This is a genomic window from Bradyrhizobium sp. SSBR45G, from assembly GCF_030159255.1.
GTDB lineage: Bacteria > Pseudomonadota > Alphaproteobacteria > Rhizobiales > Xanthobacteraceae > Bradyrhizobium.
The window spans coordinates 25,721-43,871 of sequence record NZ_BSCT01000040.1 but is presented as its reverse complement, the minus strand read 5'-3'; the positions used below and the strand labels follow the sequence as shown (position 1 = coordinate 43,871).

18 protein-coding genes are annotated in these 18,151 nt (G+C 65.3%); 4 read left to right on the top strand and 14 right to left on the bottom strand.

Translation table 11 applies throughout. The features are described from left to right. Positions 1-72 precede the first annotated feature (72 nt). Both QQL87_RS31475 and ribB read right to left on the bottom strand, forming a co-directional pair. Positions 73-1,287 (bottom strand): acyl-CoA dehydrogenase, encoded by a 1,215-nt coding sequence (locus QQL87_RS31475; protein WP_284419686.1) that lies wholly within the window; start codon positions 1,285-1,287, stop codon positions 73-75. A 64-nt stretch (positions 1,288-1,351) separates the two neighbouring features. Further along, positions 1,352-2,428 (bottom strand): 3,4-dihydroxy-2-butanone-4-phosphate synthase, encoded by a 1,077-nt coding sequence (gene ribB, locus QQL87_RS31470; protein ID WP_284419685.1) that lies wholly within the window; start codon positions 2,426-2,428, stop codon positions 1,352-1,354. Positions 2,429-2,603: 175 nt separating this feature from the next. Between ribB and QQL87_RS31465 the strand changes: the two genes are divergently transcribed. Continuing rightward, positions 2,604-3,842, top strand: a complete 1,239-nt coding sequence (locus tag QQL87_RS31465; RefSeq protein ID WP_284419684.1) for an aminotransferase-like domain-containing protein — start codon at positions 2,604-2,606, stop codon at positions 3,840-3,842. An 11-nt stretch (positions 3,843-3,853) separates the two neighbouring features. Here QQL87_RS31465 and QQL87_RS31460 read toward each other — a convergent pair whose 3' ends face one another. Then, on the bottom strand, positions 3,854-5,134 hold the full coding sequence (locus QQL87_RS31460; protein ID WP_284419683.1) for an amidohydrolase family protein: 1,281 nt from the start codon (positions 5,132-5,134) through the stop codon (positions 3,854-3,856). A 178-nt stretch (positions 5,135-5,312) separates the two neighbouring features. On the opposite strand from QQL87_RS31460, the gene QQL87_RS31455 reads away from it, so the two are divergent. Then, on the top strand, positions 5,313-5,762 hold the full coding sequence (locus QQL87_RS31455) for a hypothetical protein (RefSeq protein WP_284419682.1): 450 nt from the start codon (positions 5,313-5,315) through the stop codon (positions 5,760-5,762). A 139-nt stretch (positions 5,763-5,901) separates the two neighbouring features. Next, the gene (locus QQL87_RS31450; RefSeq protein ID WP_284419681.1) at positions 5,902-6,108 is read left to right on the top strand and encodes a hypothetical protein; all 207 of its coding nucleotides are present in this window, start codon (positions 5,902-5,904) and stop codon (positions 6,106-6,108) included. Between the two features lie 77 nt (positions 6,109-6,185). Here the strand turns inward: QQL87_RS31450 and QQL87_RS31445 are convergent, their stop codons facing one another. The 11 genes from QQL87_RS31445 to QQL87_RS31395 all read right to left on the bottom strand — a co-directional run bounded on the left by QQL87_RS31445 (position 6,186) and on the right by QQL87_RS31395 (position 16,905). Next, complete coding sequence (locus QQL87_RS31445) at positions 6,186-7,007, bottom strand: aldo/keto reductase (protein WP_284419680.1); 822 nt, start codon at positions 7,005-7,007, stop codon at positions 6,186-6,188. Positions 7,008-7,200: 193 nt separating this feature from the next. Continuing rightward, positions 7,201-7,620, bottom strand: coding sequence for a hypothetical protein (locus QQL87_RS31440; protein ID WP_284419679.1), 420 nt, complete (start codon positions 7,618-7,620; stop codon positions 7,201-7,203). A 312-nt stretch (positions 7,621-7,932) separates the two neighbouring features. Further along, positions 7,933-8,814 carry an aldose 1-epimerase family protein gene (locus tag QQL87_RS31435; RefSeq protein ID WP_284419678.1) on the bottom strand — a complete coding sequence of 294 codons (882 nt, stop codon included), beginning with the start codon at positions 8,812-8,814 and terminating at the stop codon, positions 7,933-7,935. A 77-nt stretch (positions 8,815-8,891) separates the two neighbouring features. After that, entirely contained in the window at positions 8,892-9,938 is a 1,047-nt protein-coding gene (locus tag QQL87_RS31430) for an ABC transporter permease (protein ID WP_284419677.1), read from the bottom strand. Further along, positions 9,935-11,452, bottom strand: a complete 1,518-nt coding sequence (locus QQL87_RS31425; protein ID WP_284419676.1) for a sugar ABC transporter ATP-binding protein — start codon at positions 11,450-11,452, stop codon at positions 9,935-9,937. Before QQL87_RS31425 ends, QQL87_RS31430 begins: the two co-directional genes overlap by 4 nt. A gap of 69 nt (positions 11,453-11,521) precedes the next feature. Then, positions 11,522-12,583: a TMAO reductase system periplasmic protein TorT gene (gene torT / locus QQL87_RS31420; RefSeq protein WP_284419675.1), complete on the bottom strand. Its 1,062-nt coding sequence runs from the start codon at positions 12,581-12,583 to the stop codon at positions 11,522-11,524. A gap of 66 nt (positions 12,584-12,649) precedes the next feature. Next, positions 12,650-13,621: a 5-oxoprolinase subunit C family protein gene (locus QQL87_RS31415; RefSeq protein WP_284419674.1), complete on the bottom strand. Its 972-nt coding sequence runs from the start codon at positions 13,619-13,621 to the stop codon at positions 12,650-12,652. Continuing rightward, the gene (locus tag QQL87_RS31410) at positions 13,618-14,487 is read right to left on the bottom strand and encodes a 5-oxoprolinase subunit B family protein (RefSeq protein WP_284419673.1); all 870 of its coding nucleotides are present in this window, start codon (positions 14,485-14,487) and stop codon (positions 13,618-13,620) included. Before QQL87_RS31410 ends, QQL87_RS31415 begins: the two co-directional genes overlap by 4 nt. After that, positions 14,487-15,869 carry an acetyl-CoA carboxylase biotin carboxylase subunit gene (locus tag QQL87_RS31405; protein WP_284419672.1) on the bottom strand — a complete coding sequence of 461 codons (1,383 nt, stop codon included), beginning with the start codon at positions 15,867-15,869 and terminating at the stop codon, positions 14,487-14,489. The genes QQL87_RS31410 and QQL87_RS31405 overlap by 1 nt, the downstream gene beginning before the upstream one ends. Continuing rightward, a complete protein-coding gene (locus QQL87_RS31400) occupies positions 15,866-16,105 on the bottom strand; it encodes an acetyl-CoA carboxylase (protein ID WP_284419670.1) in 240 nt (79 codons plus the stop codon). Before QQL87_RS31400 ends, QQL87_RS31405 begins: the two co-directional genes overlap by 4 nt. 2 nt (positions 16,106-16,107) lie before the next feature. Continuing rightward, complete coding sequence (locus QQL87_RS31395) at positions 16,108-16,905, bottom strand: 5-oxoprolinase subunit PxpA (RefSeq protein ID WP_284419669.1); 798 nt, start codon at positions 16,903-16,905, stop codon at positions 16,108-16,110. 287 nt (positions 16,906-17,192) lie between these two features. Here QQL87_RS31395 and QQL87_RS31390 point away from each other — a divergent pair, with 287 nt between their 5' ends. Then, on the top strand, positions 17,193-18,098 hold the full coding sequence (locus tag QQL87_RS31390) for a LysR family transcriptional regulator (protein WP_284419668.1): 906 nt from the start codon (positions 17,193-17,195) through the stop codon (positions 18,096-18,098). Positions 18,099-18,151: the final 53 nt, after the last annotated feature.

Below are 18,151 nucleotides of genomic sequence, written 5' to 3'. Positions count from 1 at the left end.
CGATGACAACAGTGGGCACAACAACGACCTCTGACATCGCGAGATGAGGCAAGCGCTCATCTGGCACGGCGACTAGAAGAACGCCTGGATGCCGGTGATGGCACGGCCGAGGATCAGCGCATGGACATCATGCGTGCCCTCGTAGGTGTTCACCGTCTCGAGGTTCGCGGCGTGGCGCATCACGTGATACTCGATCTGGATGCCGTTGCCGCCATGCATGTCACGGGCGACGCGGGCGATGTCGAGCGCCTTGCCGCAATTGTTGCGCTTGACGATCGAGATCATCTCCGGCGCCATCTTGCCTTCATCCATCAGCCGACCGACGCGAAGCGAGGCCTGCAGCCCGAGCGCGATCTCGGTTTCCATGTCGGCGAGCTTCTTCTGCACCAGCTGGGTCGCAGCCAACGGCTTGCCGAACTGCTTGCGGTCGAGCGTGTACTGGCGGGCGCGCTGCATGCAATCCTCGGCGGCACCGAGCACGCCCCAGGAGATGCCGTAGCGCGCGCGGTTGAGACAGCCGAACGGGCCCTTCAGGCCAGACACGTTGGGCAGCAGCGCCTCCTCCGGCACCACCACGCCGTCCATCACGATCTCGCCGGTGATCGAGGCGCGCAGGGACAGCTTGCCGCCGATCTTCGGCGCCGACAGGCCCTTCATGCCCTTCTCGAGGATGAAGCCGCGGATCTGGTTGTCATGCGCGGCGGACTTGGCCCACACCACGAACACGTCGGCGATCGGCGCGTTGGAGATCCACATCTTGCTGCCGGTCAGGCGGTAGCCGTCGGCGACCTTTTCCGCGCGGGTCTTCATGCCGGCGGGATCGGAGCCGGCGTCAGGCTCGGTCAGGCCGAAACAGCCGACCCATTCTCCGCTGGCGAGCTTCGGCAGATATTTCTTGCGCTGGTTCTCGTCGCCGTAGGCATAGATCGGATACATCACCAGCGACGACTGCACCGAGTTCATCGAGCGGTAGCCGGAATCGACGCGCTCGATCTCGCGCGCCACGAGGCCATAGGCGACGTAGCTCGCATTGGCGCAGCCATAGTCCTCCGGCAGCGTGATGCCGATCAGGCCGAGCTCACCCATCTCGTTGAAGATCTCGCGATCGGTCTTCTCTTCGAGATAGGCCTTGGTCACGCGCGGCAGCAGCTTGTCCTGGGCATAGGCGCGCGCGGTGTCGCGCACCATGCGCTCGTCCTCGGTCAGCTGATCGTCCAGCAGGAAGGGATCGTCCCACTGGAAGCTCGACTGGGCCGGCTTGTCCTTTGCCTGAGGGCGCGCGCTCATGAATGGTCCTTTCGCATCTCGCTGCGCGCAGGGCACAGCCGTCTAGAGGTTAAATCCTGGAGGTTCAGCCTTCAAGCCGCTCGTTGGCGACGATCTCGATGCCGAAACCCGACAGGCCCTTATAGTCATGGACCGACGAGGTCAGGTTCCGGATCGACGTCACGCCGAGATCGCGCAGGATCTGCGCACCGACGCCGACCTCGCGCCACTGACGATGGCGGTCTGCCTCCGCGGTATGCGGCTCTTCGACCGGCTCGACCGGCACGCCGGCCGCGCCGTCACGCAGATAGATGAGCACACCCCGGCCTGCTTTCTTGAAGTGCTGCAGCACAGCCTGAATACGCTGCGGACCCGCGATCAGATCCTTCACGATGTTGGGCTTGTGCAGACGCGTCAGCACGTTCTTGCCATCGCCGATGCCGTTATAGACGAAGGCGGCATGGGTGATCGGATCGAATGGCGAGCGGTAGGCAAAGCCCTGCAGCGGTCCGATCGGGCTCTCGGTCGTGAAGGTGGACACCCGCTCGATCAGCTTCTCGCGCGCCTGGCGGTAGGAGATCAGATCGGCGATGGTGACGTGCTTGAGATTGTGGGTCGCGGCGAAGCGGACCACCTGCTCGCCCTTCATCACCGTGCCGTCATCGTTCATCAACTCCGAGATGACGCCGACCGGCGGCAACCCCGAGAGCTTGCACAGATCGACCGCGGCCTCGGTGTGACCCGAGCGCAGCAGCACGCCGCCGTCGCGCGCGATCAGCGGGAAGATGTGGCCGGGGCGCGCGAAGTCGCTGGCGCCGGCATTCGGATTGGCAAGGGCGCGGCAGCAGGACGCGCGTTCCTCGGCAGAGATGCCGGTGCCGCCGTCGGGCTTGTAGTCGATCGAGACGGTGAACGCGGTGGTGTGATTGGAATCGTTGTGGGCGACCATCGGATCGAGCCGCAGCCGCCGCGCATCGTCGGCCGTAATCGGGGCGCAGACGATGCCCGAGGTATGGCGGATGATGAAGGCCATCTTGTCGGGCGTGCAGAGCGAGGCGGCCACGATGAGATCGCCTTCCCCCTCGCGGTCGTCGTCATCGGTCACGACGACCATCTCGCCCTGGGCGAAGGCGTACAGAACTTCCTGGATCGAGTCGGCCATTGCAAGTCTCGCTGCTTTTCCGGGGTGCTTTAGCCGGGATCTCGGGCGCGCGCCAGTGCAGCGGAACCGCCGCTCAAGGGTCGCCTTCCCCGGAAAAAGGACCTGTCCTGTCACGACAAGCGCCCTGGTATCTGTTTAAAGTCGCGCGAAATCGAGAACAAGGGAGGCGTGCCTCATGGCCGCATTCGATTTTGCACCGCTCCTTGCTGCTGGTCTGCCGCCCCCGGCGGGCCGCTGGACGGGACTTGCGAAATACAGCTTCGTCGGCGGTAACAACGATGCCGATGCCGTCCCGCTGGATGACCTGCGGGCGGCCGCCGACGCCGTGCTCGCGCGCGAAGGTCGCGCGCTTGCGACCTACGGGCTCGCCCATGGACCGCAGGGCTATCGGCCGCTGCGGGATTTCCTGGCTGCCAAACTGACCCGTGATGCGGGCATGTCGGCGCGCGCCGACGACATCATGATCCTCTCCGGCTCGCTGCAGGGGCTGGACCTCGTCAACCAGGCCCTGCTGGCGCCGGGCGATAGCGTCATCGTCGAGCAGGACAATTACCAGGGCACGCTGACGCGACTGGCGCGGCTCGGCGTCAAGCCGATCGGCGTCCCGCTCGACCAGGACGGCATGCGAACGGATGTGCTGGCTGCGGTGCTGGCCGATCTCAAGGACCGCGGCATCCGGCCGAAATACATCTATACCATTCCGACAGTGCAGAACCCGACCGGCACCATCATGCCGGAGAACCGCCGGGCCGAGCTGCTGTGGCTGTCACGGGCCTATGGCGTCCCGGTGTTCGAGGACGACTGCTATGCCGACCTGATCTGGGACGGCAAGCGTCCACGCGCCATCCACGGCATGTCCGACCATGGAAGCGTGATCCATCTCGGTTCGTTCTCGAAATCGGTCGCACCTGCGCTGCGGGTCGGCTTCCTGGTCGCCCCCTGGAGCATCATGTCGGTGCTGCTGGCGCTGAAAACCGACGCCGGCTCCGGCGCCCTCGAGCAGATGGTGCTGGCAGAATACTGCAAGCCGCATTTCGCCACCCACGTGCCGCAGCTCGTCCGAGGGCTGCGCGCCAAGCTGGACACTCTGATCGAGGCGCTCGATGTCGAGTTCGGCACCGCCGCCGAGTTCGCGCCGCCCAAGGGCGGGATCTTTCTCTGGGTCAAGCTGCCGGACCAGGTCGACGCCATGAAGCTGTCGCAGGCCGCGCTGAAGCGTGGCGTGTCGATCAATCCGGGGCCAGAATGGTCGACCAACGCCGCGCATGCGCGAAGCCGCCTGCGGCTCTGCTTCGCCAGCCCCTCGCATCAGGAGATCCGCGAGGGCATCGCCATTCTTGCCGATGTGTGCCGCGAAGAGTTCGGCGTGCCGCTGCGTTCCGCGAATAGGGAGCGGACCAGCGCGCGGGAGTGACGCGGCGCTGCTCAGCGCACCGCAAAGGGCGACTGATAGGGCCGCCCGAAGGGCACGCCATTGATCACGGTCTGCACCGGCTTCAGCTGCAGCTTGCCGTCACGCTTGTTGCCGCGGGTATCGACGAAGCTGACGGGTCCTTCGACCAGATCCATGATCGCGACATCGGCCGGCGCGCCGACCTGCAGGGTGCCGATCTTCGGCGCGCGGCCGATGATCTTGGCCGGCGCGGAGGTCGTCATGCTGACCACCTGCTCCAGCGAGAACCCCATCGCCAGGAACTTGCCCATCACGTTGGGCAGGAACGGCATTCCCGGGGAGTTGCCGGAGAACACGTGAATGTCCGAGGAAATGGTATCCGGGCCGCAGCCGGCGGGGATCGCGACCTCGGCGACGGTGTAGTCGAAGCTGCCGCCGCCATGACCGACGTCGAAGATCACGCCGCGCTGCTTGGCGGCAAGCGCCGCCGGCAGCAGCTTGCCGTCCTGGACGATGTTGGTGAAGGCGCCGCCGATGTTCGGCGCGCCGGAATAGGCATGGGTGAGGATGTCGCCCGGCCTCAGCAGGTCCAGGATCTCGGACATCAGCCCGCCGGTCTCGACCCCGCCGATATGCACCATCATCCGCGCCGGCCAGCCGCACATCTCGCAGGCCTTGATGCCGCGCCTGAGCGGCTCGAGGCCATGCTTGAAGATCACGTTCTCCGACATCCGCACCTTGACCCCGAGCAGGAAGTCCGGATTCTCGGCCAGCGCCATCGCGCAGGCTTCCATCTGGGCATTGTCGATGTTGTAGAGCTCGGCAACCGGAAACGCCGACAGGCCATTGTTGGCGATGTGCACGAAGGCGTAGATGCGGGCCCGCGACTGGGCGACGATAAAACGGCGCAGCGCCGCCAGATTGTTGACGCCCGCATCGCCCGCCGAGACCACCGTCGTGGTGCCCTGGAATTGCACCAGTTCGTCCGGCGGGATCCCGATCGCCGAGCCGTAGGGATAGACATGGCTGTGCAGGTCGATGAGGCCCGGCGTCACCAGCCGGCCTGTAGCGTCGATCGACCTCAGCGCCCGCTCGGCAGGGATCTCCGCTTCGATCGCCTCGATCACACCCCAGCGGATGCCGATGTCGCGCCGGCCGCGCAGGGACTGGCTGGGATCGATGACGTCGCCTCCCCTGATGACCAGATCGAACTTGTCGGCCGGCCCCATCGCGGCACGGGCGGAGCTCGACAATGCGGCCGCCGCGGCCGCTCCGGCAGACAGCAGGACATCACGACGCGACAGCGCGGACATGTTTCGCTCCCCAGGTCTTGTTTGTTGTTGCGGCCAGCATGCGCCTTGTCTGCCGATCCGGCAAGACCGGCGGACCGGATTGAGCGAAGCGCCAGGCCGGCGTCGAGATCGCACCTCTGGCGTTGCACTGACAACGCAGCGCATTAAAATGGCGCCGCAGCCATTCCCGCGAGACCGCATGACCTCGATTCGCCATCGCCTGCTCGCGATCACCCTGCTCGCCTCGTCGTTCGCATCTGCCGCTTCGGCTGACGACACCGTCGACGTGGCGCGGGCCTGGGGGCTGATCGGAACCTGGGCCTTGGACTGCGAAGCGCCGCCGGTCAAAGGACGCGGCACCATCATCTCCTACGAGGTCACGCCGGACGGCAACCTGATCTATCGCCGCGACCACGATCCGTCTGACATCAACGAGGTCGCGAGCGCACGCGTCGAGCCCGATCAGACCCTAGTGCTCTCGATCGTGCTGCCGAGGGCGCGCCAGACGCGTGAGAACGGCATCGTCAAGACGCCGGACGGCGGCATCCGCTCGGCATTCAATCGCGGCGAGGACGGCAGCTACACCATTCGCGACGGCCGCTTCGTGGCGAACGGCAAGCCGACACCGCAATTGAGCCGGTGCGACTGAGGGCGCGCTCCACGCGGCTGTCCGCATCCGGCAAGGACGCGGGCGAATCTGAATGCTCGTTCAGTAACTTCGCAGAAGTTCCTGCGGAACGTTCTTGCACACTTCAAGTTGACCTCGCGCAATCACCCTGGAGGACACCATGAAGAAGCTCGCTCTTGCACTCGCCTCTCTGACGATCGTCGCACTCGCGGCGCCGTCGATCGCCAGCGCCGAAACCGTGATCATCAAGCGCGGTGGTCATCATCATCACGGCTTTGATCGCTCGCGCGCCGAATACCGCATGCATCGGGAGATGAGGCCGTATCACCGTCACCACGATCGCACCGTGATCATCAAGCGCCGCTGATATCCGCAGCAGCAGATATGGAAATGGCCCCGAAAGGGGCCATTCTTCTGCGACCAGAACGCATTGTCGAAAGATCTTCAGCGATCCCAGTCCGGGGCGAAGCCGGGATTGACGAAGCGCTTGTCCTTGGGAAGCGCCGCAATCGCCGCGCGGTCCTCGTCATCCAGTGGAAGCTTCATCGCGTCCCAGTTCGCCTGCTGGCTCTCCCCGCGCGCAGCCTTCGGGATGGCCGCCACGCGATCCTGGTCCAACAGCCATTTCAACGCCACTTGCGCGGCGCTCGCACCATGCTTCCGGCCGATCGCGGCGAGTGTCTCGTCGGCGGCTGCCCGCCCCTGCGCCAGCGGGCAATAGGCGACCAGCGGAATCGACCGGCTCGCCATGTAGGCCATCAGCTTCGACTGATCGAGCATCACGTGGTACTCGACCTGATTGCAGGCGATCGGGGCCTGGATCTCCTCGACCGCCTGCTTCAACAGCGCGACCGTGAAATTGGCGACGCCGATCGCGCGCGTGCGTCCCTCCGCCTTCAGTGCCATCAGCGTCTCGAGCGCAGCCGGCAGGTTCATTCCCTTGGCCGGCCAGTGGATGAGATAGAGGTCGACGAAGTCCAGCCGCAGCTTCTTCAAGCTCGTCTCGAACGCGCGCCGGATCGCGTCCGGCGCAAGGTTCTCCGGCCAGACCTTTGTGGTGACGTGCAATTCCGCCCGCGGGACCGCAGCGGCCGCCAACGCGGCGCCGATCGCATCCTCGTTCGCGTACATCTCGGCGGTGTCGATATGGCGATATCCCAGCGCGAGCGCGCGCTCGACCGCCTCGCGGCACACGGTGCCCTGCATGCGGTAGGTGCCGAGCCCGAGCTTGGGCAGACGGATGCCCTGAGTTTCGATGACGTTCATGATTTCTCCTGGAGACGCGCGGGCCGGTGGCCGGACAAGCGCTGGCGGCAGCCTCGGAACATCAAGACCTTGGCGGGATCAGCTCAGATTGCCTGCGCCGCACTTGCGAGTTCAAGCAAGCGGTCAGGCGACTGCAATCAACATGTCGGGAGGTTGGTTCCAATTACGGCCCAAGCGGTCGCGGCCGACGCGCTCAGCGCCACTTGCAGATGCCGCCGCTGCCGGGCCGGCACGGCCAGGTCTGGATGCGCGTGTCCATCGCCTGCGCATCCATGAGATTGCTGCGCCGGTGAGCAAGCCGGGCGCGAGCGGCACCACGGGGCCGCTCTGCCACGGTCGCAGCTCGCTCCCGCCGCGTGACGCGCGCACGCGGGATGGCGGAGCTCACATCGGGGTCGATCGCAGATCGGGAGGCAACCGCCGGCCGATCGGTCTTGGCCTCGATGGGCATCGGCTCAAAATGAGCCTCGGGTCCGAGCGGCTCGGGCGCCAGAACGGCCCTCGACAGATCAAGCCTGAAAAACTCACCCGGCTGATAGGCACCCGCAATGGCTTCGGTGCCCACGAGCAACGCTGCGCACGCAATCGTGCCGACGAACGCTCTCAACACCATCCCGTCCTCCGTCTTCCCGCGTCACGCCAATGACGCGCCCCTGCTGCGAGATCCCTGTGCGCAACTGATTTCGAGATCGCATCGCGACATGGACTGCCGCGCGCCTGACCTCGCTCTTTGCGTCATGATGTTCGTTGATCGACCGTTATCAGTCTGGATAAAAAGCTTCAGATCTGCCGGCCGTTCGACGCATCATATCCAAAGTTCCGCCCGCGTCTCTCATGTAGGACACGGTGCCGCCTTTTCCAGGCCTAAAACTGCGAGTCACGGTTACCACTGTGCACGCAAATGGGCGCTACGAGATAAGTCATACTAATTTGATGACTCGATCCCGATGCGGCAGCGCAGCGTCTCGGCGGCTCCCGGCGCGATATGCATTATCCCAGGCTTGGCCGCGAACTCGGCGTCGAAATCGAGCGGGCTCGCAAAGCCGCGCCAGGGCTCGATACACAGGAACGGCGCACCACCTGGCTTCGACCAGATGCCCAGCTGACGAAAATTGTCCCAGGCCAATTCCAGCGCTGGTCCCTTCGTTCCGACAAGACGAACCGAACGGCTGGCAGGCTGGTCGAGAATCACGGCATCGTTATCGAACAGACGTTCGTTCAATTGAAGAACAGGCCCCGCGATCGGCGAGGGCTCCGGCCGCGCACGCAACAGGCCACCGCTCAGACGACGGATCGGCGCCAGCTCCGGCTCTGCAAAGATCAGCCGGTAGCTCTCCTTCGGCTGTCCCGGTAGCAGCGGCCAGTTGAAGGCGGGATGAGCACCGAACGAGGCGGGTAGCACCTCTGCGCCGGGGTTGGCGATCTCGACCGCCGTCTCCAGCGCATTCGCCGTGATGCGGTAGGTCAATCCGAGGCGGAATGCGAACGGATAGCGCGCCCGCGTCGTGTCGTCGTCCGTCAGCTCAAGCACGCAGGCCTCGGCACTCCGCTCCAGCCACGTGAAGCGCAGGTCGCGAGCAAAACCGTGCTGCGTCATCGGATAGGTCCGGCCGCGATGATGCAGCTGGTCGTCCTTGAGCCGGCCGACGATCGGAAACAGCCAGGGCGCATGACGCGGCCAGACCTCGCCCGCCTGCCAGAGCAGCTCCAACCCATTTGCCGCCGTGAGGGAGCACAGCTCGGCGCCGACAGCCTTGACCGTCGCACTGATGCCGCCCGCACTGATGGTATGAAGGTCGTCGCTCATCTGTCGTCACCCAAATCGCGAAGAAAAACGCGCAAGGTGATGCCGGATTGCGGCAGCCACGTCCAGCGGGTGGTCGATCACCTCTCGCCCACCAGCAGCCGGTAGCGGACCTGATCGAGGATGACCGCCAGCACCAGCAGCGAGCCGAGCAGCACCATCTGCATGTAGGAGCCGATCTGCGCGATGTTCATGCCGTTCTGCAGCAGCACGATGAAGAAGCCGCCGAGCACGACGTTCTCGACCCGGCCGATGCCGCCATGGAGTGACACGCCGGCGATGACGCAGGCCGCGATCGATTCCAGCGCGATGGTGCCGCCGAGATTGGTCTCGCCGGAGCCGACGCGCGCGGTCAGCAAGAGACCCGCGACGGAGGCCAGCAGCGCGCACAGCGCATAGGCGATGAACAGCACCTTCGTGGTGTTGACACCGGACAGCCGCGCCGCCTTGACGTTGCCACCGACGGCCTGGATGTGCTTGCCGAGCCGGGTGCGGTTCATGACCAGCCAGATCGTCGTCGCCGCGACGACGGCGACCAGCACCGGCACAGGAATATCGAACACGCGGCCGAAGCCGAGCATATCGCCGAACTCATATGGCATTCCCGACACCGGCACGCCGCCGGTCAGGAACAGCGCGATGCCGGCGCCGACCGACTGCACGCCGAGCGTCATGATGAAGGGGGAGACGCCGAACACGGCGACGCCCAGCCCATTGACGCTGCCGATGACGAGCGCCGCAGCGAGGCCGGCGCAGCAGCCGAGCACGATCGCAAGCCACAGCATGTCCGGCGGCAGGAGATGCGACAGGCTCACCATCGCGAGCGCCGAGACCACTGAGGTCAAAGCAATGGCGGTTCCGACCGAGAGATCGAAGCCGCCGGTGACCAGCGCCAGCATCTGCCCCAGCGAGACCAGGATCAGATACACCGATTGCCGCGCGACGTTGGTCAGGTTCTGCAGCGCCAGAAACTCCTTCGACACCAGCGAGAACGCGATCAGGGTGGCGACCAGGAAGAACGGCAGCACGCCGACGCGCAGGAACACCGCGCGCAGGCCCGCGAGCACCGCATTGGAGCGGCGGGGCGCAGCGGGGTCCTCGGCGATTGTCGTGGTTGGCATGCTCACGCCGCGCCCTCCGTTTCAGCAAAGAAATGTTTCAAGACGTTCTCCTCGGTGATCGCGCTGCCGGACAGCTCGGCCGCGATGCGCCCCTTCGCGAACACCAGGAGCCGGTGCGACAGGTTCATCACCTCGGGCAGGTCTGAGGAGATCATCACCACGGCCTTGCCGGACTCGGCGATGTCCTTGATGAGCTGGTACAGCGCCATGCGCGTGCCCATGTCGACGCCGACAGTCGGCTCGTCGAAGATGTAGACGTCGCGGTCGTCGCCAAAGCCCTTGCCGAACAGCACCTTCTGCTGGTTGCCGCCGGACAGTTTCGACACCGAGCGATCCATCGCGCCCTTGGCGATGCCGACCTTGTCGCCGATCGCATCCGTGAGCGCGCGGCTGCGCCGGGGTCGCACGAAGCCAAGGGAGCCTGCGACATCGGCGCGGTCAAGCAGGCTGAGCTCGATGTTGCCGCGCGCGCTCGCGGTCATCTGCAGACCCTCGCTCTTGCGGTCGGAGGGCAGGAAGAACACACCATCCTTGAGCAGCGCGCGCGTCGCGGCGCCGGTGACGTCGCGCCCCTTCAGGGTGACCTTGCCGGCCTGCAGCGGCTGCAGGCCCATGGCGGCGCGCCAGATCCGCGACTTGCCGCTGCCAACCAGGCCGGCACAGCCGAGCACCTCGCCGGCGCGGACCTCGATATCAGCGCCATGCACGCCCGCGGTACGAATGCCCCGCAGCGTCATGACCACCGGACCATCTGCACGATGCGCGATCTTCGGATAGACTTGGTCGACGGCGCGCCCGGTCATCAGTTCGATCAGCTCACGTTCGGAGGTGCCGCGCGCCGGCACGGTCGCAATCAGCCGACCGTCGCGCAGGATCGAGATGCGGTCGGCAATCTTCTGGAATTCCTGGATCCGGTGCGAGATGTAGATGATGCCGACGCCGGAGGCGGCGGCCTTGGCGATGAAGCCGAACAGGCGCTCGGTCTCGCGCTCGGTCAGCGAGGCTGTCGGCTCGTCGAGGATCAGCACGCGCGCGTTGGAGAGGAACGCTTTCGCGATCTCGACCATCTGCTGCTGCGCCCGCGACAGGCTGGAGGCCGGCCTGACGACGTCGATGTCGAAATCGAGCTCGGCAAACAATTTTCGGGCGCCGGCCAGCATGGCGCGGCGATCGGTCAGCGGGCCGCGCATCAGCTCGCGACCGAGATAGAGATTCTCGAACACCGGCAACGTCGGCACCAGCGAGAATTCCTGGAACACCGTGCCGATGCCGGCCTTGGCCGCGTCATGCACCGAGTGGAAGCTCACCTCGTCGCCATCGATGCTGATAGCACCGGCGGTCGGCCGGAACACGCCGGAAAGGATCGAGATCAAGGTCGACTTGCCGGCGCCATTCTCGCCGAACAGCACATGCACCTCGCCGCGCTCGACCTTGAGATGGACGCCGCTGAGCGCCTTGACGCCGGGAAACTCCTTCGAGATCCCGCTCATCTCGACCAGCGGTGCAGCCACACTGCTCATCACCTGCCCCCTGCGATGCGGCCCTGCCCCGTCAGGGAACTAAGGCAGAGCCGCACCTTATCCCCCGCGTTAGTTGAAGACGGGCTTGAACCCGTCCGGGGGAAGGATGTTCGCCTGCGGCACAGTGGCGACGTTGGCGGAATCGACCACGAAGATCTTCGGACCGACGTGCTTGACGACCTCCTTGCCTTCGAGGATGCGCACGGCCTGGTCCACCGCGATACGGCCCTGGATCACCATGGAGTCGGCGGGCGCCGCCATGATCAGCCCGCGCTTGATGCCCTCATAGACCCCGGGCGTCATGTAGAAGGCGAGCAGATCGACCTTGCCTTTCAGACCGCGCTCGCGGATCAGGCCTTGCGCCGCCTCGGCGGTCACGGCGGTGCCGGCAATGTAGCGGATGTTCGGCGCGGCCTGCAGCGCGTCCTCGACCAGCTTGGCCTGCACCTCCTTGCCAGTGTCGCCATATTTCGGCTCCAGCACCTTGATCGCCGAGCCCTTCACCGCATCCATGAAGCCCTTGTTGGCGGCCTCGACCCAGCCGGCGCCGGCCGGGCCCGGGAACCAGCCGACCACGACCTCGGGCGTGCCTGCCGGATGCTTCTTGGCGAGATAGCTGCCGGTCTCCGCGCCCATCGTGTAGAACGACACCAGCGACTTCGCCGAAACCTCGGGCGAGGAGATGCCGTTGACGAGATCGATGACCGGGATCTTCTTCTTGGCGATCTCACCGATCACCTTGTTGAGACCGTCGGCCGAGATCGCGCCGATGATGACCGCATCGGTGCCGCTCGCGACACAATCCTCGATCTGCGAGATCTGCTTGTTGAGCTCGGTGTAGCCGCCAGCCTCGACCAGGTTCATCTTGACGCCGAGGCGCTTGCTCTCTTCCGCGACGCCATAGTCGACGCCGAGCCAATAGGCGTCCTTCATGTGCGGGAAGGAGACGCACAGCTTCCACGGTTTGGAGGCCTTCTCCAGCGGCACATATTTCACGTCCCACGGCTTGCCGTCGGCCGCGAATGGCGGATCGATCTTGGATGCATCGTAGGGAAACCAGTCGGCGGCATGGGCGCCGCCCGACAGCACCAGCGCGGAGGACGCCAAGAGAACACGAACCAAACTCTTCATTGAACTACCCCTTTGTCACCTCAGTCGTGGAAATTCAGCACCGGCCGGTCCGCAACGAACGTACGGTCAGGCCAATGCCGCCCGGATCTTCTGCAGAAGAGCTTTGCGATCGGCGCGCGCGGCCAGCGCGCCGTCCATGTCGATCTCGACGAAACGCGTGGGCATGTTCGGTTGCAGCTGGCCGATCAGGTCCATGTCGGCCGAGATCACCGTGCCGACCATGAAATAGCCGCCGCCGGAGACGGCATCGCGATGCAGGATGATCGGCTCCTTGCCGCCGGGCACCTGGATCGAGCCGTAGGGATAGCAGCTGTCGACGATGTTCGACGGATCGGAGCCGGCGCCGAACGGCTGCTCGCGCGCGACGAATTTCAGCGCCTGGCCGCCGCGGAAGCGATAGCCCATGCGGTCGGCCTCCGGCGCGACCTTCCACTGGTCGGCGAAGAAGCTCGCTTGCGATTCGGGAAGGATGCGGTGCCAGTACAACCCCGGCAGCACGCGCAGCTCGGCCGGATGGCCGGGCTTGCGGCGAAGCGCCTCGGGCACGCTCACCCCAGCCTTGCCACTCGCGGCGGCTCCGACCGGCAGTTCGTCTCCGGCCGCAATCGGGCGGCCCTTGAAGCCGCCGAGTGCGCCGATCGGATAGGTCGAGCGGCTGCCGAGCGCCAGGGGCACGTCGATGCCGCCGGCGACCGCAATGATGATGCGCGCGCCGCTCTTCAGATAGTCGAAGCTGAGCACCTGCCCGGCCTTGACCTCGAGCGCGGTCCAGCCCGGCTGCTCGACGCCGTCGAGCTTGATCGGCATCTCGGCGCCGGTGACGGCGATGCGCGTCGGCGCCGTGAATTCCAGCTGCGGGCCGATGAAGACAGCCTCCAGGCACGCCGCGCCCTCATCATTGCCGACCAGCAGATTGGCTGCGCGGAGCGCAAGCCGGTCCATCGCACCGCCGACGGGAATGCCGAGATGGAAGTAGCCGGGGCGGCCGAGGTCCTGCACCGTGGTCGACAGGCCCGGATGAAGCACCTTGATGGTCATGCCAGCGCTCCTTCCAGCTTGGCGTTGTAGCCGGTCATGTCCTTCTGGAAGTCACGGAAGTCGAAGGTGACGTCGCGCATCAGCGGCGCGAAGCGGCCGGATGCGACCTCGCCCAGCGCATGGTCGTATTCGTCCTGCTTGATCGGCTTGAACTTGACGATGTCGCCCGGACGGAAGAACACCATGAAGTCGCGCAGATAGGAAATGCTCTGCTCGGGATCGAAGATCGGCATCGGCGTGATGCCGAACATCTGATAGCCGCCGGCGCCGCGCACCGAATAGATGCAGGAGAAGCAGCCGCCATGGCCGATCGTCAGCTTCGGCGTGTCGGTGCGGGGGCGCAGATATTTCGGCACTTCGAGCTGCTTCTGGCGCTCCACCATCTGATACATGAACGGCAGGCCGGCAACGAAGCCGACCATCGAGACGAACCAGGGCGAGTCGCTATGCGCCTTGATGAAGGCGTCGACATCGGCGAGGCCGTTGACGCGGGCGGCATATTCGAGGTCGGTCGCGGTCGGGTCCTGGTGCCGCTCGCGGAAGCGCATCAGGGTCTCGTAGGTCCACGGGTCCTGATAGAACACCGGGATCTCGATGATGCGGGTCCTGATGACAGGCTCGGTCTTGGCCGCCGCGCTCTCGATGCCCTGCACCTCCTTCAGGATGTCGTTCGGCTTGATCAAATCGGGATCGAACTTGATCTGGAACGAGGCGTTGGCCGGGCAGATCTCCGTGACGCCCTTGATGCCGGCATCGCGGATCGCATTGGTCATCGACAGGCTCTTGAAGAAGGCGTCGAGCGACATCGCCTCGTCGCATTCGACGAAGAGATGCTCGTCACCCCCGAACGAATAGCGGGTCGTCATCAGGCATTCTCCCTGGCACGGGCAAGCTGCGCGAAATCGGTCTCGAGCCATGGCTCGAGGAAGCGGGTATGGGTGCGGCCGTCCGCGACGCTGGCATCGCGGGCGAGCGCGGCATGCAGCGGGATGGTGGTCGGAATGCCTGAAATCACGAGGCCGTCGAGCGCGGTGCGAAGGCGCGCGAGGCAGTCGGCGCGGTCGTGGCCGTGGACGATCAGCTTGCCGAGCAGCGAGTCGTAGAACGGCGGCACGGCGTAGCCTGCGAACAGCAGCGTGTCGAACCGGATGCCCTCGCCCTCCGGCACCACCAGCGTTTCGATGGTGCCGGGCGCCGGCATGAATCCCTTGTACGGATCCTCGGCATTGATCCGGCACTCGATGGCATGGCCCTGGATGCGGACGTCGTCCTGGCTCACGGACAGCTTCGCGCCACCGGCGATTCTGAGCATCTCCTGCACAAGGTCGAGGCCGGTGATCATCTCGGTGACGGGATGCTCGACCTGGATGCGGGTGTTGACCTCGATGAAGTAGAATTGGTTCGTCGCATCGTCGTAGAGATATTCGACCGTGCCGGCGCCGCTGTAGCCGACGGCGCGGCCGAGCGCGACAGCGCTGGCGCAGAGCCGCAGGCGGACGTCGTCCGGCAGACCGACGGCCGGGGCCTCTTCCCAGACCTTCTGGCGCCGCCGCTGCAGCGAGCACTCGCGCTCATAGCAGTGCACGACGTTGTCGCCGTCGCCGATGATCTGCACCTCGACATGGCGCGCCCGCTCGATGACCTTCTCGATGTAGAGCCCACCATCACCGAAAGCGGCGGCTGCCTCGCTGGAGGCCTGCGGGAACTGCCGCGCGAACTCGTCGGCATCGCCGACGATGCGGATGCCGCGCCCGCCGCCGCCGGCCGCGGCCTTGATCATGACGGGGAAGCCGATCCGCGTCGCGATGGCGATCGCCGCAGCGAGATCGGTGACGCGACCATCCGATCCCGGCACCGTCGGCACACCCGCGAGCGCCGCGACCTGGCGCGCCATCACCTTGTCGCCGAGCAGCCGGATCGCCTCCGCGCTCGGGCCGACGAAGATGATGCCGGCCGCGGTCACCGCGTCGGCGAATTCGGCATTCTCGGCGAGAAAGCCGTAGCCGGGATGGACGGCATCGACCTTGGCTGACTTGGCCGCGTTCACGACGGCCTCGATGTTGAGATAGGATTTCTTGGCGGCCGGCGGCCCGATCTCGATCGTCTCGTCGGCGAGATCCGCGGCGAGCGACTCCTTGTCCGCGGTGCTGTGCGCGAGCACGGTGCGCAGGCCGAGCGCCTTCGCCGCGCGGATGATCCGCACCGCGATTTCGCCCCGGTTGGCGATCAGGACCGAGCGCAAGGTCATGCCTGGACCTCGGCGATCACCTGGCCGGCCATCACGGCATCGGCGTCGTCGATCACGAAGCGGATGCCGGTGCCGGCGATTCCGGCCTTGACCTCGTGGAACGACTTCATCACCTCGACGAGGCCGATGACGTCATCAGCCGCGACACTGTCGCCGTCGTTCTTGAACGGTGCGCTCTCCGGCGACGGCTTGCGGTAGAACACGCCAGGCAGCGGGGATTTGATCTCTGTGCTCATGGTCAGGCTTCGGTTTGCGGTTTCTGGGGAACGATGTCGGAGACGGGCGCGATGCGGATGCCATGGGCGATCAGCGTCTGGCGCATGGCGCTCGCGATCTCGAAGGCGCCCGGCGTATCGGAATGAAAGCAGATCGACTCGAAGGCGACGTCGATGTCGTCGCCATCGATGGTGCGCACCTTGCCGGTCTGGCAGGCGCGCAGCACCTTGTCGGCCACGCCCTGCGGATCGAGCTTCATGCCGTGACGGGTGAACACGATCGAACCGGAGCGGTCGTAGTCACGGTCGGCATAGAACTCGCGGATGACCGGCTGCCCCGCCTCGATGGCGACCCGGTAGGTCACCGAGATGTCCATGCAGAACACGAACGAGTTCGGCGCCACCGTGCGCATCAGCTTGATGAAGGAGCGCGACAATTGCTCGTTGGCGGCGAGCTCCATGTAGAGCGCGCCATGCGGCTTGACGTGCTGCAGGGTGCCGCCATGGCGCCGCGCGAACTCCCGGATGGCGCCGACCTGGTAGACGATGTCGTTGATCAGCTCGTCGGCCGAACCGTCGATGCGGCGGCGGCCAAAACCCTGGAGATCGCGATAGCCGGGATGCGCCCCGATGCCGACGCCATGCTGGGTGGCGAGCCGCACCGTGGTGTCCATCAAATTGGGGTCGCCGGCATGGAAGCCGGCGGCGATGTTCGCCGAGCTGATCAGCTCCATCAGCTTGGCATCCTCGGCGTCGCTCAGCCGCCAGGAGCCGAACGCTTCGCCCAGATCGCAATTGATATCGACAGTCTTGACCGGCACGGATGCTCCCCTCACCTGGCGCCGTCCCGTCGCGCTGACAACGGCGGGGCGGCGGAGCTGGACGTTAGGGGCACAGCCTTCCATTGAAAATTATTATTGTTGGAAACTCATTTTCTCTTTTTTAGATTGGCCGTTGAACACCATTTGCGCGCCTAACTCCCACAAGCTTTTGAATTTTCTTCGATAATGCTGCCGCCCGTTTGCGATGCAGCGTGCACAAGGAATATTCGATTTGCTTTTTAAGAATGGGAATGGCTCTATATTCTGATCGTTGAATGGAGTTTTGTGTGGCCATCAGCCTGCGCCAGATCCGCTATTTCGTCGCCACCGCCGAGCAGGGGCAGATCACCCAGGCCGCGACGGCGCTGTCGATCTCGCAGTCGGCGATCACCACCTCGATCAAGGAGCTCGAGGAGATCGTCGGCGCCGAGCTGTTCAGCCGCTCGCCGCAGGGCATGGAGCTGACGCCGATCGGACGGCAGTTCCTGTTTCATGCCTACGACATCCTCAACAAGGTCGAGGAAGCGACCTCGCTGCGCGTACCCGCCGGCGATGTCGAAGGCAGCCTCACGGTCGCGGCGACCTACACGGTCATCGGCTACTTCCTGCCCAACCATCTCGAGCGGCTGAAGCGCCATTACCCGCGCCTCAACATCCAGCTGTTCGAGCTGACGCGCGAGGCCATCGAGGAAGGATTGCTGTCGAACCGCTACGACATCGCGGTGCTGCTGACGTCGAACGTGCAGAATCCGGATCTCACCATGGAAACGCTGATCGGCTCACGCCGGCGGCTGTGGGTGCCGTCGAAACATCCGCTGCTGCAGCGCGAATCCGTCTCGCTGAAGGATGTCGCCGCCGAGCCCTACATCATGCTGACCGTCGACGAGGCCGCGCACACCTCGCTGAAATATTGGAGCAAGACCGCGTTCCAGCCCAACGTCGTGCTGCGCACCTCGTCGGTCGAAGCCGTTCGCTCGATGGTCGCCAACGGCCAGGGCGTTGCGATCCTCTCCGACATGGTGCTGCGGCCCTGGTCGCTGGAAGGCAAGCGGATCGAGACCATCGTGCTCAGCGATCCCGTGCCCGCCATGGATGTCGGCCTCGCCTGGCGACGGAATATCGAGTTCACGCCGGCCATGGAGGTGTTCCGCTCCTATTTCCGCCAGGCGTTCTACATCCCGACGCTGCGGTAGACTGGTCTCTTCGGCGGAGTTGAGTCAGACCTCATGCTTGGCCGTCCTTCGAG

Excerpts from the sequence above, each read along its gene's own strand:
- QQL87_RS31415 (WP_284419674.1), bottom strand. The coding sequence starts at position 13,621 with ATGACCATCAAGGTGCTTCATCCGGGCCTGTCGACCACGGTGCAGGAC.
- QQL87_RS31410 (WP_284419673.1), bottom strand. The coding sequence starts at position 14,487 with ATGACGACCCGCTATTCGTTCGGGGGTGACGAGCATCTCTTCGTCGAA.
- QQL87_RS31425 (WP_284419676.1), bottom strand. The coding sequence starts at position 11,452 with ATGAGCAGTGTGGCTGCACCGCTGGTCGAGATGAGCGGGATCTCGAAG.
- QQL87_RS31455 (WP_284419682.1), top strand. The coding sequence starts at position 5,313 with ATGACCTCGATTCGCCATCGCCTGCTCGCGATCACCCTGCTCGCCTCG.
- QQL87_RS31405 (WP_284419672.1), bottom strand. The coding sequence starts at position 15,869 with ATGACCTTGCGCTCGGTCCTGATCGCCAACCGGGGCGAAATCGCGGTG.
- QQL87_RS31450 (WP_284419681.1), top strand. The coding sequence starts at position 5,902 with ATGAAGAAGCTCGCTCTTGCACTCGCCTCTCTGACGATCGTCGCACTC.
- QQL87_RS31465 (WP_284419684.1), top strand. The coding sequence starts at position 2,604 with ATGGCCGCATTCGATTTTGCACCGCTCCTTGCTGCTGGTCTGCCGCCC.
- ribB (WP_284419685.1), bottom strand. The coding sequence starts at position 2,428 with ATGGCCGACTCGATCCAGGAAGTTCTGTACGCCTTCGCCCAGGGCGAG.
- QQL87_RS31435 (WP_284419678.1), bottom strand. The coding sequence starts at position 8,814 with ATGAGCGACGACCTTCATACCATCAGTGCGGGCGGCATCAGTGCGACG.
- QQL87_RS31400 (WP_284419670.1), bottom strand. The coding sequence starts at position 16,105 with ATGAGCACAGAGATCAAATCCCCGCTGCCTGGCGTGTTCTACCGCAAG.
- QQL87_RS31440 (WP_284419679.1), bottom strand. The coding sequence starts at position 7,620 with ATGGTGTTGAGAGCGTTCGTCGGCACGATTGCGTGCGCAGCGTTGCTC.
- QQL87_RS31445 (WP_284419680.1), bottom strand. The coding sequence starts at position 7,007 with ATGAACGTCATCGAAACTCAGGGCATCCGTCTGCCCAAGCTCGGGCTC.
- QQL87_RS31475 (WP_284419686.1), bottom strand. The coding sequence starts at position 1,287 with ATGAGCGCGCGCCCTCAGGCAAAGGACAAGCCGGCCCAGTCGAGCTTC.
- torT (WP_284419675.1), bottom strand. The coding sequence starts at position 12,583 with ATGAAGAGTTTGGTTCGTGTTCTCTTGGCGTCCTCCGCGCTGGTGCTG.
- QQL87_RS31460 (WP_284419683.1), bottom strand. The coding sequence starts at position 5,134 with ATGTCCGCGCTGTCGCGTCGTGATGTCCTGCTGTCTGCCGGAGCGGCC.